At 68.6% G+C, this 15,953-nt stretch carries 16 protein-coding genes; 15 read left to right on the top strand and 1 reads right to left on the bottom strand.

Features of this window, described 5'->3' with window-relative positions; all coding sequences use genetic code 11:
- The first annotated feature begins 3 nt into the window (after positions 1–3).
- The 4 genes from AB0J91_RS01365 (at position 4) to AB0J91_RS01350 (ending at position 4,846) form a co-directional block, all read left to right on the top strand.
- Positions 4–1,158: an acyl-CoA dehydrogenase family protein gene (locus AB0J91_RS01365; protein ID WP_363862847.1), complete on the top strand. Its 1,155-nt coding sequence runs from the start codon at positions 4–6 to the stop codon at positions 1,156–1,158.
- Entirely contained in the window at positions 1,155–3,041 is a 1,887-nt protein-coding gene (locus AB0J91_RS01360) for a 2-oxoacid:acceptor oxidoreductase subunit alpha (RefSeq protein WP_363862843.1), read from the top strand. The genes AB0J91_RS01365 and AB0J91_RS01360 overlap by 4 nt, the downstream gene beginning before the upstream one ends.
- Positions 3,038–4,069, top strand: coding sequence for a 2-oxoacid:ferredoxin oxidoreductase subunit beta (locus AB0J91_RS01355; RefSeq protein ID WP_363862840.1), 1,032 nt, complete (start codon positions 3,038–3,040; stop codon positions 4,067–4,069). Before AB0J91_RS01360 ends, AB0J91_RS01355 begins: the two co-directional genes overlap by 4 nt.
- Before the next feature lie 81 nt (positions 4,070–4,150).
- Positions 4,151–4,846 carry an FCD domain-containing protein gene (locus AB0J91_RS01350; RefSeq protein WP_363787864.1) on the top strand — a complete coding sequence of 232 codons (696 nt, stop codon included), beginning with the start codon at positions 4,151–4,153 and terminating at the stop codon, positions 4,844–4,846.
- 50 nt (positions 4,847–4,896) lie between these two features.
- Here AB0J91_RS01350 and AB0J91_RS01345 read toward each other — a convergent pair whose 3' ends face one another.
- A complete protein-coding gene (locus AB0J91_RS01345) occupies positions 4,897–5,688 on the bottom strand; it encodes an amidohydrolase family protein (protein WP_363862837.1) in 792 nt (263 codons plus the stop codon).
- 378 nt (positions 5,689–6,066) lie between these two features.
- Here AB0J91_RS01345 and AB0J91_RS01340 point away from each other — a divergent pair, with 378 nt between their 5' ends.
- The 11 genes from AB0J91_RS01340 (at position 6,067) to AB0J91_RS01290 (ending at position 15,953) form a co-directional block, all read left to right on the top strand.
- On the top strand, positions 6,067–6,192 hold the full coding sequence (locus tag AB0J91_RS01340; RefSeq protein ID WP_363862834.1) for a hypothetical protein: 126 nt from the start codon (positions 6,067–6,069) through the stop codon (positions 6,190–6,192).
- 23 nt (positions 6,193–6,215) lie between these two features.
- On the top strand, positions 6,216–7,676 hold the full coding sequence (locus AB0J91_RS01335) for an aldehyde dehydrogenase (RefSeq protein WP_363862831.1): 1,461 nt from the start codon (positions 6,216–6,218) through the stop codon (positions 7,674–7,676).
- Positions 7,677–7,744: 68 nt separating this feature from the next.
- Positions 7,745–8,674: an alpha/beta hydrolase gene (locus AB0J91_RS01330; RefSeq protein ID WP_363862828.1), complete on the top strand. Its 930-nt coding sequence runs from the start codon at positions 7,745–7,747 to the stop codon at positions 8,672–8,674.
- A 128-nt stretch (positions 8,675–8,802) separates the two neighbouring features.
- Complete coding sequence (locus AB0J91_RS01325) at positions 8,803–10,449, top strand: NAD(P)/FAD-dependent oxidoreductase (RefSeq protein ID WP_363862825.1); 1,647 nt, start codon at positions 8,803–8,805, stop codon at positions 10,447–10,449.
- Between the two features lie 72 nt (positions 10,450–10,521).
- Entirely contained in the window at positions 10,522–11,640 is a 1,119-nt protein-coding gene (locus AB0J91_RS01320) for an NDMA-dependent alcohol dehydrogenase (RefSeq protein ID WP_363862822.1), read from the top strand.
- A gap of 129 nt (positions 11,641–11,769) precedes the next feature.
- Positions 11,770–12,213 carry a nuclear transport factor 2 family protein gene (locus tag AB0J91_RS01315; protein ID WP_363862819.1) on the top strand — a complete coding sequence of 148 codons (444 nt, stop codon included), beginning with the start codon at positions 11,770–11,772 and terminating at the stop codon, positions 12,211–12,213.
- Entirely contained in the window at positions 12,210–13,070 is an 861-nt protein-coding gene (locus tag AB0J91_RS01310; RefSeq protein ID WP_363862816.1) for a nuclear transport factor 2 family protein, read from the top strand. Before AB0J91_RS01315 ends, AB0J91_RS01310 begins: the two co-directional genes overlap by 4 nt.
- 31 nt (positions 13,071–13,101) lie before the next feature.
- Complete coding sequence (locus tag AB0J91_RS01305; RefSeq protein ID WP_363862813.1) at positions 13,102–14,655, top strand: AMP-binding protein; 1,554 nt, start codon at positions 13,102–13,104, stop codon at positions 14,653–14,655.
- Complete coding sequence (locus AB0J91_RS01300) at positions 14,648–15,094, top strand: hypothetical protein (RefSeq protein ID WP_363862810.1); 447 nt, start codon at positions 14,648–14,650, stop codon at positions 15,092–15,094. Before AB0J91_RS01305 ends, AB0J91_RS01300 begins: the two co-directional genes overlap by 8 nt.
- A complete protein-coding gene (locus AB0J91_RS01295) occupies positions 15,094–15,522 on the top strand; it encodes a MaoC family dehydratase (RefSeq protein WP_363862807.1) in 429 nt (142 codons plus the stop codon). The genes AB0J91_RS01300 and AB0J91_RS01295 overlap by 1 nt, the downstream gene beginning before the upstream one ends.
- The gene (locus tag AB0J91_RS01290; protein ID WP_363862804.1) at positions 15,519–15,953 is read left to right on the top strand and encodes a thioesterase family protein; all 435 of its coding nucleotides are present in this window, start codon (positions 15,519–15,521) and stop codon (positions 15,951–15,953) included. The genes AB0J91_RS01295 and AB0J91_RS01290 overlap by 4 nt, the downstream gene beginning before the upstream one ends.

The raw sequence follows: 15,953 nt of genomic DNA, 5'->3' as shown, positions 1-15,953 counted from the left end.
GCGGTGGCTGACGCGGAGGACGGACGGCTTTTCGAGCTGTCGGAGAAGTACCTTGCGCTGCAACGGGAAGCCCGTGAGTTCGCGGCGTCCGTGCGCGACATCGCCGAGCGGGCCGACGAAGCCGGCGACATCGACCCGGAGATGCGCAAGCGCCTCGCCGCCAGCGGCATCGGCTCGATCATGGTTCCGGCGCAGTTCGGGGGCCGCTACGAGCGGGTCGATTCGCTCGCCGTCACCTTGGCGCGGGAGGCCTTCGCGGCCGAGAGCGCCCACCTCGACTCGCTGCTGGGCATGCAGGGCATCGGCAGCTACGCGATCAGCGCGGGGGGCAGTGACGCGGTGCGCGACGAGTGGCTCCCGGCGGTCGGCCGGCTGGAAGCCATCGCCGCGCTGGCCCTGACGGAACCTGACGTGGGTTCGGACCTCAAGGCGTTGTCGACGACGCTCGTCGCTCGCGACGGCGATCTCGTCCTCAACGGGCGGAAGTCGTTCATCACCAACGCCGGGGACGCGGACTTCTACTGCGTGCTGGCACGCGAGGGCGAGAGCTACTCGCTGGTGCTGGTGCCCGCCACCGCCCACGGGGTTTCGGTGGCCAAGCCGCACCAGATCATCGCACCGCACGTGCTCGGCGACGTGGTGCTCGACGAGGTCCGCGTCCCGGAGAGCCACCGGCTCGGAGCGCCGGGGAAGGGGTTCACCCTGGTGCTCTCGACGCTGGCGACCTTCCGGGTCTCGGTCGCGGGCGCAGCGGTCGGACTCGCCACCGCCGCGCTGGAGGAAGCCGTCCGGCACGCCGCGGGACGCGAGCAGTTCGGCGTGAACCTGGCCCGGCTGGGCTCCGTGCCCGGCAGCCTGGCGACCTCATGGACCGAGATCGAGATGGCCCGCGCGCTGACCTACCGCGCCGCGGAGGCCGCGGCACGCGACCCGCTGGCCAACCTGCACCTGTCGTCCATGGCGAAGGTGGGTGCGACCGAGATCGCCGGACGCGTGGTCGACCGGTCGGTCCAGACGATGGGCAGGTTCGGCCTCGTCCAGGGCAGCAAGATCGAGCGGCTCTACCGGGAGGCGCGTCCGATGCGGATCTACGAGGGGTCCACCGAGGTCATCCTCGACTCCCTGGCCAAGCAGCTGGTGAAGGGCGTGACCCGGTGACTGCGCCGAAACGGGCCGTCGTCCGCTTCGCCGGTGACTCCGGGGACGGGATGCAACTGGCCGGTGACCGCTTCACCGCCGAGGCCGCGGCCTTCGGCAACGACCTGGCCACGCAGCCGAACTTCCCGGCCGAGATCCGGGCCCCGCAGGGAACGCTGCCCGGTGTCTCGAGCTTCCAGATCCACTTCGCCGACTACGACATCCTCACGCCCGGAGACCGTCCGGACGTGCTCGTGGTGATGAACCCGGCGGCGCTGAAGGCGAACGTCGGAGACCTCCGCGCCGGAGGCGTGCTGCTGGTCAACACCGACGAGTTCACCAAGCGGAACCTGACCAAGGCCGGTTACGAGGGTGATCCGCTGGCCGAGCTCACCGGGTTGGTGGTGCACGAAGTGCCCATGTCAACGCTCACCCGAGGTGCGGTCGAGCCGGCCGGGGTGGGAAAGCGCGACGCGGCTCGGGCCAAGAACATGTTCGCGCTCGGTCTGCTGTGCTGGATGTACCAGCGGCCGACGGAGGGCACCGAGCGGTTCCTGCGCGAGAAGTTCGCGCGCAAACCGGACATCGGCGAGGCGAACGTGCTGGCCTTCCGCGCGGGCTGGAACTACGGCGAGACCACCGAGGCCTTCGCCTCCACCATCGAGATCGCTCCCGCGCGGCTGCCGGCGGGCACGTACCGGCAGGTGACGGGGAACGTGGCCCTGTCACAGGGGCTGGTGGCGGCGGGTCGGCGCGCCGGGCTGCCGGTGTTCCTCGGCAGCTATCCGATCACGCCGGCCAGCGACATCCTGCACGAGCTGAGCACGCTCACGCGGTTCGGGGTGACGACGTTCCAGGCCGAGGACGAGATCGCCGGGATCGGCGCAGCGCTGGGCGCGGCCTTCGGCGGGGCCTTGGGCGTGACGACCACGTCGGGCCCGGGACTGGCGCTCAAGAGCGAGACGATCGGGCTGGCGGTGATGACCGAACTGCCATTGCTCGTCGTCGACGTGCAGCGGGGCGGGCCGTCCACCGGGCTGCCGACCAAGACCGAGCAGGCCGACCTGTTGCAGGCCCTGTTCGGCCGCAACGGCGAATCGCCGGTTCCGGTGGTCGCGCCGAGATCACCCGCGGACTGCTTCGGCGCGGCCGTCGAGGCCGCGCGGATCGCCGTGACCTACCGGACGCCGGTGCTGCTGCTCTCCGACGGCGCGATCGCCAACGGCTCGGAGCCCTGGCGGATCCCGGAACTCGACGACCTTCCCCGGATCGAACCCGCGTACGCCGAAGCCGGTGCGGAGGCCTTCGCTCCGTACCGGCGGGATCCGGACACGCTCGCGCGTCCCTGGGCGGTGCCGGGCACCCCGGGGCTGGAGCACCGCATCGGCGGGCTGGAGAAGTCGCACCAGGACGGCGCGATCTCGTACGACCCGGACAACCACGACCTGATGGTCCGGTTGCGGCAGGCCAAGCTCGACCGCGTCGATGTGCCGGACGTTGTCGTCGACGACCCCGGCGGATGTGCCCGCACGCTCGTCGTGGGCTGGGGGAGTTCGTACGGACCGATCGGCGCGGCGTGCCGCAGGGTGCGGGACCGGGGCGTGCCGATCGCTCAAGCGCATCTGCGCCACCTGAACCCGCTGCCCGCGAACCTCGGCGAGGTGTTGCGGAGCTACGAGCGAGTGGTCGTGCCGGAGATGAACCTCGGGCAGCTGTCGATGCTGTTGCGCGCTCGCTACCTCGTCGACGCGCAGCCGGTGACGAAGGTCGCCGGGCAGGCGTTCCTCGCTGAGGAGCTGGAAGAAGTCCTGCTCGAGGTCGAAGCCGGCACGATGGCCGCCACCGAGCGGAACAAGATGGCCGCGGCGGTCGCTGCGGCGCGAGGAGAGGACACCGCGAAGTGACCACTGCGGCCGGTATCGACCTGGGACTCACGGCGAAGGACTTCACGTCGGCATCGGAGGTGCGGTGGTGTCCCGGTTGCGGTGACTACCCGATCCTCGCCACGGTGCGCGGACTGCTGCCGGAACTCGGATTGCGGCGCGAGAACATCGTTTTCGTGTCAGGTATCGGTTGTTCGTCGCGTTTCCCGTACTACCTCGAAACCTACGGGATGCACTCGATCCACGGACGTGCTCCGGCGATCGCCACCGGGTTGTCGGTCTCGCGGCCCGATCTGTCCGTCTGGGTGGTGACCGGTGACGGCGACGCGTTGTCGATCGGCGGCAACCACCTGATCCACGCGCTGCGCCGCAACGTGAACCTGAAGATCTTGCTGTTCAACAACCGGATCTATGGGCTGACCAAGGGCCAGTACTCGCCGACCTCCGAGACCGGCAAGATCACCAAGAGCACCCCGGGAGGCTCCCTCGACTCACCGCTGAGCCCGCTGTCGCTGGCGCTGGGAGCGGAGGCGTCCTTCGTGGCCCGGGCGTTGGACTCGGACCGCAGAGGACTGGCCGACGTGCTGCGCCAGGCGGCCGCGCACCGGGGTACGGCGCTGGTGGAGATCCTGCAGGATTGTCCGATCTTCAACGACGGTTCGTTCGACCTGCTCCGCGCGAAGGACGAGGCGCCGAACCGGCTGATCCCGCTCGTCCACGGCGAGCCCATCGTCTTCGGCGCCGACGGTGAGCACTGCGTGATCCGCGACGGCTTCGGGCTGCGCGTGCGGCCCACGGCCGATGTCGAGCGGCACGAGCTCCTCGTGCACGATGCGGTCAGCGATGACCCGGAATACGCTTATGCGCTCAGCCGCGTGTCGAGCCAGGACCTCGAACACGTGGTGACCGGTGTGCTGCGCAGCGTGTCCCGCCCCGTCTACGACGACCTCGTGCGCGAACACCTGCGAAACGCCCGGAGCGACGAGGCCGGCAGCGATGCCGAGTTCCGGGCCCACATGAGCGGAGCGGACACGTGGACGGTCATGTGAACTCCGCGCCCTCCGGCCGGTATGCTGCGAACCATTATGAGTGAATCGGTCAGCGTAGCGTGGGAACGCCGTGGCGAGAAGGTGTCGTCCATCATCGCGCGTGAAATCGTGCGCGACATCGCGCAGCGCAAGCTCTCGCCAGGCGACATGCTGGAGTCCGAGAGCGTGATGCTCCAGCGCTTCCAGGTGGCGCGGGCGTCCCTGCGGGAGGCGCTGCGCGTCCTGGAGGTGCACGGACTCATCCGCATGAAGCCGGGGCCCGGCGGCGGCCCGGTCGTGTCGGAAGTGGACAGCCGCGAGTTCGGCCGGATGGCCACGCTCTTCTTCCAGGTGCAGGGCATCGAGTTCAGCGAGCTGGTCGAGGCCAGGCTCATCCTGGAGCCGCTCGTCGCCCGGCTCGCCGCGGAACGGCACGATGCTTCCGACGACGAGGAGCTGCGCGAGATCGTCGAGCGCGGCTTCGCCGCGAAGACCGACGACGAGTGGCTCACGGCGAGCAACGCCTTCCACGCGAAGGTGTTGTCGATGTCGGGCAACGGCCTGCTGAGCCTGTTCGCGCGGGCGTTGAAGGACCTCTTCACCGAGCGCGCGTCCGGTGTGTACGTCGCCCGCCGCCGCGACCCGGTGCGTCGTGTCCACGCCGACATCGCCGAAGCGATCATCTCCGGTGAGCCCGAGGTGGCCGAACAGCTCATGCGCGAGCACATGAGCGAGTACGCCAAGACCATCGCCAAGCGTGAGCCGCAGCTCATGAACGAGGTCGTCGACTGGCGCTAGCCGCCGGTCGACCTGGGGCCGGGCGTGCCCGACCCCGACCGGACCGGCGCCTACACGTCGAGCCGGAGGACGCGGGCGAGGTTGCCGCCCAGCACCGCGGACTCCGCGTCGTCGCCGAGGTTCAGCGCGCGGATGGCCGCGATCTCCTTCGCGGGATCGGTCATGGGCCAGTCCGAGCCGAACACGATCCGCTCGGTCCCGTGCTGGGTGATCAGGCGTCGTACCGTCGTGGGGTCGACCTCGCTGAGGGCCGGGGGCCACGAGGTCTCCAGCACGACGTCCAGTCCGCGCAGCTCCTGCTCGGCTTCCGCCAGCATGTGGTAGCCGCCGAAGTGGCACGCCACCAGCCGCAGCCGCGGGAAGGTGCGCACGATCTCGCGCAGCATGCGCGGCGTGCTCAGCTCGTTCACCGCTCCGCTGCCTCCCGCGCCGACGTGCACGATCACGCCGATCTCGTCCCCGAAGGCCTCGAAGAGCTCCCACAGCCGCTCGTTCATCAGCCCGTAGTTCTGGAACAGGGGGTGCACCTTCACGCCGTGGAGGCCGTGGCGGCGCAGGCTCGCCATGTTCTCCTCGACCGGCAGATCGACGTGCACGGTGCCGAACGGGGTGAAGGTCTCGCCGTCCAGCGAGGCGATGAACTCGTTGGTGCGGTCGACGTTCTTCGCGGCCCCGGCGACCCCGAGAGCGATGCTGTGATCGACGCCCTTGGTCTCCATCTCGGTCGCCAGCGAGCTCGCTTTGCCGTTGCCGACCGCCTGCAACCCCGGCAGGCGGTTGGCGGTCAGCGCCCGCTCAGCGATCGCGTCGGGCCAGACGTGCGTGTGCGCGTCGATGATCATGGATCTGCCCTTTCATCGGATGAGGCGCTCGCGGCCTCGACGCCGTCTCCATCCACGCTCCCTGAAATCTTGCAGATCATTATATTGAATTATGCCCCTGTCAAGGCTGTCGAAGCCTGATCTCCCGACGTTCCCGGTGTTGCGGGAGCGTCGGTCGGGTGCCGCCTGATCTTCGAGGTCGCGGCGGTGCGCGAGCGGAACTCAAGCGTCCTCAAAACAATGACTATGAATATAATGAACGGTATTGACTTCGGTCACATCGCGGGCCAAGGTGGCTGTGTTGGCCGTCACGCCCGAGGTGAGTCGCACCCGGCTCGCGGATCCGGTCATCGCCGCGTGTTCCAGCTGTTTTCAACGTGGAGAACAGGAGTGAGGCGGATGTCGACCACCACGATCACCGCCGGAGCCGGGAGTGAGGGAGTCCTCCCGCCCCGCGAGCGGCCGGCCGACTGGCCCACCACGAGTGAAGAACCCCGTGCGGTCGACACGGCCGCGGTCGGTTGAGCGAGACCCCCAGGAGAGAGCACATGTCCACAACCGTGGCCGTCGGCACCCCGCTCAAGAACTACTCGAAGCTGTTCATCGGCGGGCGCTGGGTGAACCCGTCCAGCGACCGCGTCATCGAGGTCGTGTCGCCCAGCACCGAAGAGGTCGTCGCGACCGTCCCCGAGGCGCTCGAAGCGGATGTCGACGCGGCGGTCGCCGCCGCGCGGAAGGCGTTCGACGAGGGGCCGTGGCCGCGCATGACTCCGGCGGAGCGCGGCGAGGTCCTCGCTCGCGTCGGCGAGGAGGTCGAGAAGCGGTTCGCCGACATGGCCGAGGCCTTCACCGCGGAGATCGGAGCTCCGGCGGCGGTGAGCGAAGCCTTCCACCAGAACGCCCTGAAGATGTGGGGCGACGTGTCCACCCTGCACGAGCGCGCCGTGTTCGAGGAGGAGCGCGAGTGGGCCGAGGGGCGTGGCAGGCTCGTCCGGGAACCGGTCGGCGTCGTGGCCACGATCATCCCGTGGAACGGGCCGGTGGCCACCGCGTCGCTGAAGATCGGCCCGGCCCTCGCCGCCGGATGCTCGGTGGTGCTCAAGCCCGCGCCCGAGGGGCCGGTCAGCGTCATGATGCTCGCCGAGGCACTGGAGGCTGCGGGCCTGCCCGAGGGAGTCGTCAGCGTGCTGCCCGCCGGGCGGGAGGTCGGCGAGCACCTCGTGAGTCACCCCGACGTGGACAAGGTCGCCTTCACCGGCAGCACGGCCGCGGGCAAGCGGATCATGAGCCTGTGCGGCGAACGGGTCGCCCGGGTGACCCTGGAACTGGGCGGCAAGTCGGCGGGCATCATCGCCGACGACATCCCGCTGAGCGAGGTGCTGCCCACCCTCGTGCCTGCCGGGATCGGGCACTCCGGCCAGGTCTGCGCCGCGCTCACCCGGATCCTCGTGCCGCGCGAGCGGCAGCAGGAACTGCTCGACGAGATGGTGCCGATGCTGGAAGGTCTTCCGGTCGGCGACCCCCTGGCAGAAGGGACGGTGCTGGGCCCCCTCGCCGCCGAGCGGCAGCGGGACCGGGTGGAGAACTACATCCGCATCGGCGTCGAGGAAGGGGCGAGGCTGGTCACCGGCGGTGGCCGTCCCGAAGGACTCGACCGCGGCTACTACGTCCAGCCGACCGTCTTCGCCGATGTCCGCAACGACATGCGCATCGCACGCGAGGAGATCTTCGGCCCGGTCATCTGCGTCATCCCGTTCGACAGCGTTGACGAGGCCGTCGCCATCGCCAACGACTCGGACTACGGGCTCTCCGGCGCGGTGTACGCGTCGGACACGGCCTTGGCCGAGCAGGTCGCGCGCCGCGTGCGGACGGGGCAGATCTCGGTCAACACGTGGGGCATGTGCGTGGTGCAGCCGTTCGGCGGTTACAAGCAGTCCGGACTCGGCCGTGAAGGCAACGTCGAAGGTCTTTCCGCCTACCTCGAAACGAAGTTGATCCAGTACGGGTGAGCTCGTCGGAGATCCGATTTCGACGCCACTCGCAGAATTCCCCTTTCCTCCACGCGAAGAGGTCCGCCATGGCTCTTGATGAAGCAACATCCGGATTCCTCGCCCAGATGGCCGAGACGGGACTGCCTCCGCTGCACGAGATGGAACCGGAGCAGGCGCGCGGTATGACGGCCATGCTCAAGGACATGTTCGGTGAGGGCCCTGAAGTAGCCCGGAGCGAACTGATCCAGGTCCCCGCTGAGGGCCGCGACATCCCGGTGCGGATCTTGGTGCCCCACGACGAGCCCCGTGGAACGGTCGTCTACTACCACGGCGGCGGTTGGGTGATCGGCGCGATCGACGAGTTCGAAACGCTGGGCAGGCAGCTCGCCGTCCGCACGGACTGCGCCGTGGTGCTGGTCGACTACCGGCTGGCACCGGAACACCCGCACCCGGCCGCCGTCGAGGACGCCTGGGACGCGCTGGTCTGGGTCGACCGCCACGTCGAGGAGATCTGCGGTAAGCGGGTTCCGCTGATCGTGGCGGGAGACAGCGCCGGCGGGAACCTGGCGGCCATCATGAGCAGGAAGGCGCGCGACAGCGAGCTCCCGCTCGCCCAGCAGGTGCTGGTGTACCCGGTGACGGACTGCGATTTCGACACCGCGTCCTACATCGACCCGGAGAACCAGCTCATGCTCAGCCGGGACAGCATGATCTGGTTCTGGAACCACTACGCCCCCGCGGGAACTCGGGAGCACCCGGACGCCTCCCCGGCGCGCGCACTCGATCTCACCGGCCTGCCGCCCGCCGTGGTCGTGACCGCCGAGCACGACGTGCTCCGCGACGAGGGCCAGGCCTACGCGGAGGCGCTGGCGAGCGCCGGCGTGCGCGTGTCCCAGCGGCAGTTCCCGGGCCAGATGCACGGCTTCTTCACCATGGTGAACCTGCTGCCCGGCAGCGAACAGGGAATCGGTTACGTCGTGGACGAGATCGACGAACGGCTCCGCGCGATCAGCTGAACGCACAAGCGCAGCAAAGCAATTCGCAGCGTCCATCCGCGTGGATGGAGCGCTTACCGGGTTGCGCCCCGATGACGGCCCCGAGAACTCCCAACGGATGAACCGAAATTCTGCGAGGACGGGATCTTATGAACGACAAGAGGAACATTCCCGCGCAACTCGACGCCGTCGTGGTCGGTGCCGGTTTCTCCGGTCTGTACATGCTCTACAGGCTCCGCCGGCTCGGGATGAGCGCCAAGGTCGTCGAGGCCGGTGGCGACGTGGGCGGGACCTGGTACTGGAACAAGTACCCGGGCGCCCGCTGCGACGTGGAGAGCATGCACTACTCCTACTCCTTCGACCGGGAGCTGGAGCAGGAGTGGGAGTGGACCGAGAAGTACCCCGGTCAGCCCGAGATCCACGCCTACATCAGCCATGTCGCCGATCGCCACGATCTGCGCAAGGACATCGTGCTGAACACCAAGGTGACCGGAGCCCGCTTCGACGAGGAGTCGTCCCGCTGGACCGTGCGCACCGATCAGGGCGATGAGGTGTCCGCGCGGTACTGCATCATGGCGGTGGGGTGCCTGTCCAAGCCGAAGTTGCCCGAGATCCCCGGGATCGAGAACTACACCGGCAACTGGTACCACACCTCGCACTGGCCCGAGGAGCGCGTGGACTTCAGCGGTCAGCGGGTCGCGGTGATCGGCACCGGATCGTCGGGGATTCAGGCGATCCCGATCCTGGCCGAGCGAGCGGACGCGCTCACCGTCTTCCAGCGCACCGCCAACTTCAGCCTCCCGACCTTCAACGGCCCCATCGACCAGGACCTGGTCTCGCGGATCAAGTCCGAGTACCCGCAGGTCCGGGAAGAGGCGCGGATGTCGGGTTTCGGCATCGCGGTGGAAGAGCCCACCCAGTCGGCCCTCGAGGTCGATGACGACGAACGCCGTGCCAAGTACACGCAGCGGTGGAACCGGGGCAACCTGACCGGTGTTCTGCAGGCGTACACGGACCTGCTGGTCGACGAGCGGGCGAACGACACCGCGGCCGAGTTCGTGCGCGGCAAGATCCGGGAGATGGTGCGCGACCCCGAGAAGGCGGAGATCCTCTGCCCCCAGGGTTATGCCTTCGGGACGAAGCGGCCGTGCTTGGACACGGGCTACTACGACACGTTCAACCGCGACCACGTCGACCTGGTGGATCTTCGGGCGACCCCGCTCGTGGAGATCACCGAGAACGGCGTGCGCACCACCGAGGAGGAGTACGAGTTCGACAGCATCGTCTTCGCGACCGGCTTCGACGCGATGACCGGTGCGTTGCTGTCGATCGACGTCGTGGGCAGGGACGGACTCGCCCTGCGGGACAAGTGGGCTGAGGGGCCGAGCACCTACCTCGGGTTGACCACGGCCGGATTCCCCAACCTGTTCACCATCACCGGCCCCGGCAGCCCGTCGGTGCTGAGCAACATGATCGTGTCGATCGAGCAGCACGTGGACTGGATCAGCGACCTGCTCTCGCACATGTCGCAGCAGGAGCTCGCCGTGGTGGAACCGACCGAATCCGCTGAGAAGCAGTGGTCGGATCACGTGCAGGAGTGCGGTGAGGCGACGTTGTTCACCAAGACGGACTCCTGGTACATGGGCGCGAACGTGCCCGGCAAGCCGCGCGTCTTCATGCCCTACATCGGGGGTGTGGGGGCCTACCGCGAGAAGTGCGACGAGGTCGCCGCCAACGGGTACGAAGGTCTCGCGCTGCAGACGGCGGGCGACACCGCCCTCGACTCGATCAGCTGAATCCCGCTTCTTTCCGCTGCCGTCCGCGCGGACGTCGGCGTCGCTCATCCCTTCGGCACGAGGAGACACGACATGAAGACCCAAGGCGCGCTCTTGTGGGAGCCGGGAACCGGCTCGGGCTGGTCGGTGGAGGAGATCGAACTCGATCCGCCGAAGGCGCGGGAGGCCACGGTCAAGCTGGCCGCCTCCGGCATCTGCCACAGCGACGACCACCTGGACACCGGCGACATCCCGCTGCCCTGGGCGCCGATCCTCGGCGGGCACGAGGGGGCCGGTGTGGTGACCGAGATCGGGCCCGGCGCGGAAGGGCTGGAGGTGGGTGACCACGTGGTGTGCTCGTTCCTGCCTTCGTGCGGCCGGTGCACCATGTGCGTCAGCGGACGCTCGAACATGTGCGCCCTCGGCGCGGGCGTGCTGGGCGGCACCTCACCCGACGGCACCCATCGCATCCACGCCAGGGGCAAGGGTGTCGGGGCGATGTCCTACCTGGGAACGTTCGCGCCGTACGTGACCGTCCCGGTGGACGCCCTGGTGAAGATCGACGAGGACATCCCGCTGGACAAGGCGGCGCTCATCGGGTGCGGCGTGCCGACCGGCTGGGGCTCGTCGGCCTACGCCGCCGACATGCAGCTCGGGGACACCGTGGTGATCTTCGGCGTCGGCGGTGTCGGCATGAACGCCGTTCAGGGTGCTCGTCACCGGGGTGCCAAGAACATCATCGCCGTGGATCCCGTGGCGTACAAACGCCAACGGGCCCCCGAGTTCGGAGCGACGCACACGGCCGAAACCGCCGAGCAGGCCGCGGAGCTGGTCTCGGAGATGACCAACGGGCAGGGCGCCGACCGGGTCCTGATCACGGTGGGCGTCGCGCACGGGTCGCTCATCGAACCCGCGCAGGCGATGACCCGACGCGGCGGCACGGTGGTCCTGACCGCAGCGGCGCCGGTGACCCAGCGGAACGTGGAGATCGACCTGTTCACCTTCGCCATGTCCGGCAAGCGGTTGCAGGGAACGCTGTACGGAAGCACCAATTCGCGCAACGACATCCCGCTCATCGCCGACCTCTACCGCAGGGGCGAGCTCAAGCTGGACGAACTCGTGACGCGCACCTACTCCCTGGAGGACATCAACACCGCGTTCCAGGACCTCCGTGAGGGGAAGAACATTCGCGGCGTGATCGTCTACGACTGAGGGCGCAGTGCTCGGGTCGGCCGATGGTCGCTTCGCGCGACTTCGGTCGGCCGCTCCCCAAGGATCGCGCCGCCGAGCGCCGAAGCTCGACACGTCAGCCAGGACTCGCCAGTCCGGAAACGAGAGCATATGACCAGCACGCAGATTTCCGCCACGACGGCCGCCGAACTGCAGATCGTCCAGGCGACGCATCGCTATGCGCGCGGTCTGGACCGGCTCGATCCCGAGGAAGCGCTGTCCGCGTTCACCGAGGACGCCGTCTGGGACGCCACCGCCGTCGGCCTTGAGCGCTTCGAGGGCCACGAGCAGATCCGCGGGTTCTTCGAGCGCGACGCCGAAGCGATCGCCAGCCAGTTCCACATCATCACCAACCACGTGATCGAGTTCGACTCGGATGATCGCGCGCACGGGACCAACTACGTGTTCTCCGAGGGGCAGACGAACAGCGGAGCCAAGTTCAAGGCGGTGGCTCTCAACGAGGACCGCTACGTCGCGACGCCGGACGGCTGGCGCATCGCATCGCGGGTGATCTCCGCCCTGATCCCGCCCGAACTGGACGGATTCGACGCATGAGCACCACGGACCGAGGGAAAGAGCTGATCAAGTCCTATTTGGACGCTGTTGGTTCGCTCGCCGTCGACGACATCGCACCGCTGTTCCACGTCGACGGCCGGCTGGACATCCCCTACGCCCCGGACGGCATCCCGCGCACGATCGAGGGCCGGGCCGCGATCGACGACTTCTACCAGGCCCTCCCGCAGATGGCGACGCCGCTGAACTTCTCCGACTACCGGATCTGGGCCTTGGACGAGGACGGGGAGTACGTCGCCGAGTACCGCTCGGACTCGTCGTTCAAGGCGACCGGTGCCGCCTATCGCAACAACTACGTCGCGCGGGTGACCGTCCGGGGCGACAGGATCGCCCGGTTCGCGGAGTACTTCGACCCGATCCCGCTGGTCGAGGCGCTCGGCGGGACGGTGTCGCCGGCGCCCATGGAGGCAGGTGCTGTGGCGGATGGCGGCGCTCCGGACCGCGGAGCGATCGAGGACGTGCTCAACAAGTACGCGATCGCCTACGACGAGAACGACATGAGCACGATGGCGGACTGCTTCACGCAGGACGCCGTGATGAGCCTGCGCGTCCAGGACGGCGATCTCGTAGGACCTTTCGAAGGCCGGGACGCGATCGTGAAGCTCATGCGGGATTCCCTGGCCTCGCAGACGGACCAGCGGCGTCACATCGTCACCAACGCGGTGATCCGCGCGGCCGACGCGGCCGCGGTGTCCGTCGAGTCCTACCTGACGCTCATCTCCGTCGAAGGCGCGAAGCTGACCGTTCTGTCGACCGCGCGGTACGAGGACCGGCTCGTGCACGACGGCGGTGCGTGGCGGTTCAGCAAGCGCCACGTCCAGCTCGATCTCCCGTACTGAGGTGATGACCGATGCGACGAGGAGCGGAAGCGTGAACCAGGGACTCATACCTGCCAAGTGGGCTGCGTTGTGCCCCGGTCAGCACGCCGTGTTCGACGTCCCGAACGACCGCCGGCTCACCTGGTGGGAACTGGACTCGATGGTGCGGCGGTTGGCCAACGGTCTCGTCGACCTGGGGTTGAAGCCGGGTGACCGCGTCGCGGTGCTCTCGCGCAACAGCGCCGAGTACCAGGCGCTGTACTTCGCCGCAGGCCGGGCGGGGCTGGTGCTGCAGCCGCTGAACTGGCGGCTGGCGAGCCCGGAGCTGGTGGCCATCGTCGGGGACGCGCGTCCCAGCGCGGTCATCAGCTCGCCCGAGTGGGCGGGCGCGGTCGCGGAGCTCCAGCGGCACGTCGACATCCCGCACTGGCTGGAGTTCGGCGCCGACGGCGATGGCAGCCTGGAACGGCTGATGGACGCCGCTTCGGACGACGAACCCGAGTGGTCGTCGCAGGTGGGCGACGACGATCCGTTCTTCATCCTCTACACCGGTGGGACCACCGGGCAGTCCAAGGGCGCCCTGCACTCCCACCGCAGCGCCGCGGCCGGGATGCTCAACCAGACCGTCGCCGAGCGCATCGTGCCCACCGACGTGTACATGCTGACCGGGCAGATGTACCACATCCCGGTCGTGCTGGCGATGAACTACCTCAAGCACGGATGCCCCTTGGTGCTGGTGAACTTCGAACCGAAGCAGGCGCTGGAGGTCATCGAGGCCGAACGGGTGTCGGCGTTCCTGGGCATCACCACGATGCTGAACTGGATGATGGCCGTCGAGGGCTTCGACCGGTACGACCTGTCCAGCCTGCGCAACATCCAGTACGGCGGCGGTCCGATGCCGTCGAGCATCGTCCGCCAGTCCCTGGACTCGTTCCCCTGCACCCTGATCCAGGGCTACGGGCAGACCGAGGGCTCGACGATGTGCTTCCTCTCCCAGGAGGACCACGTGGACGCCCTCGCGGGAAACCGGCCGGAGCGGCTGCGGTCCTGCGGCCGCGAGGGGTTCGGCACCTCCGTGCGCGTCGTCGACGACGACGGGCGCGACGTCCCGCAGGACGGGCGGACGCCCGGCGAGATCATCGTGCGGTCCGAGGCGAACATGCTCGGCTACTGGAACCGGCCCGACCTCACCGCGCAGACGCTGCGCAACGGGTGGATGTGGACCGGGGATGTGGCCACCTGGGACGAGCACCGCTACATCTTCATCGTGGACCGCGCGAAGGACATGATCATCTCCGGCGGCGAGAACATCTTCAGCGTCCAGGTCGAGGAGGCCGTCGCCCAGCACCCCGCCGTGCTCGAATGCGCCGTCATCGGAGTACCGGACGACGAGTGGGGAGAGTCGGTCAAAGCGGTCGTGGTGGTCAAGCCCGGCAGCGACGTGACCGAGCAGGACATCATCGAGCAGGCGCGCCGGCACCTGGCCGGCTACCAGAAGCCGCGTTCGGTGGACTTCGTCGACGAGTTGCCGAAAGCACCGACCGGGAAGATCCTCAAGCGCGCGCTGCGGGAGCCCTACTGGGCCGGACGGGGGCGTCATGTCTGAGGCACCGGTGGCGGAGGACCCGAGCGGGCAGGTGGGCCGCCGCTTCCCGGGAGGGGAGTTCGTCATCGAGCCGTGGCGGGCGTGGCTGGTCGCGGACGTCGTGCTCGACGAGCCCGGCGGGACGGTGGCGCATCCTGTGTTCGTCTGGATGGCCGCGACCGGTGCGATGGGGTTGAGCTGGGACGAGCTGTTCGCGTGGTTCGGCTCGACCGCGGCGGACGGCCCCGTGTTCGGCGAGCACGAGACGTCGATCCACCGGCCGCTGGTGGTCGGGGCGACCTACGCGGTCAGCGGCGGGATCACCTCCGCCGACCGGAAGTCCGGCCGGACCGCCGGTGCGTTCGACCTCGTCGGCTACGAGCTCGAACTGCGCGACAAGGCCGACGGGGTGCACGTCGCGACCTGCTGGAACTCGATCGTCTTCCCGCGGAGGGGCTGATGGAGGTCATGGTCGGTGCGCGGTTGCCCGAATGGCGGGTGCCCGCGGTCAGCGCCGAGAAGATGAAGACCACGGCGGCCTTGCTGGCCGACCCCAATCCGATCCACTGGGACGTCGAGGTCGTCCGAGCGCTCGGCATGGGTGATCGCCCGATCAACCAGGGCCCGCTGAACATGGCCTACGTGCTCAACATGGTGGCCGCCTGGAGCGGCGGGCACGAGCGCTTGCGCCGGTTCCGAGTGCGCTTCCGCGGCAACGTCTTCGCCGGGGACGAGCTCAGCGCGGGCGGTGTGGTCACCGGTGTGCGCGCAGAGGCGGGAATCACCTTGGCGGACTGCGACGTCTCGCTCGACGTGGTGGGCGGGGCGACGGTCCTCAGCGGAACCGCCACCGTCGCCGTCGGGCGGGTGAACGAGGAGATCACGTGACACAGCACGACAGGCTGGAGTTCCAGCTGACCTACGGCGACTGCGACACGGTGGGGATCGCGTTCTTCGCGATCTACTACCGCTGGATGGAGCGGGCCTACACCTCGTGGATGTCCTCGCACGGCCTCCGAAGCGGGGAGCTGCCCGATCAGCTGGGCATCATCACCGTGGGTGTGAGTTCCGGTGCGACCTACCTGCGGCCGGCGAAGGTGCTGGACCGGCTCACCTGCGGGCTGGTCCTCGATCACATCGGTACCACCTCGTACTCCGTGGGCTACGAGTTCACCAGGGAGGGGGAGCTGATCACCCGGGGCCGCATGGCCTACGTGTGCCGCGGTCTCGACTGGTCCAAGACCCCGGTTCCCGACGCGCTGCGGCGCGTCCTGGAATCCCTTCCCAGCCCGCACTTCTCCGTTCCCGCAGGAGGCTGA

The sequence above is a fragment of the Saccharopolyspora sp. NPDC049357 genome, from assembly GCF_040677225.1.
GTDB lineage: Bacteria > Actinomycetota > Actinomycetes > Mycobacteriales > Pseudonocardiaceae > Saccharopolyspora.
The sequence above is the reverse complement of the archived record's forward strand: the minus strand, read 5'-3'. Positions and strand labels throughout refer to the sequence as shown.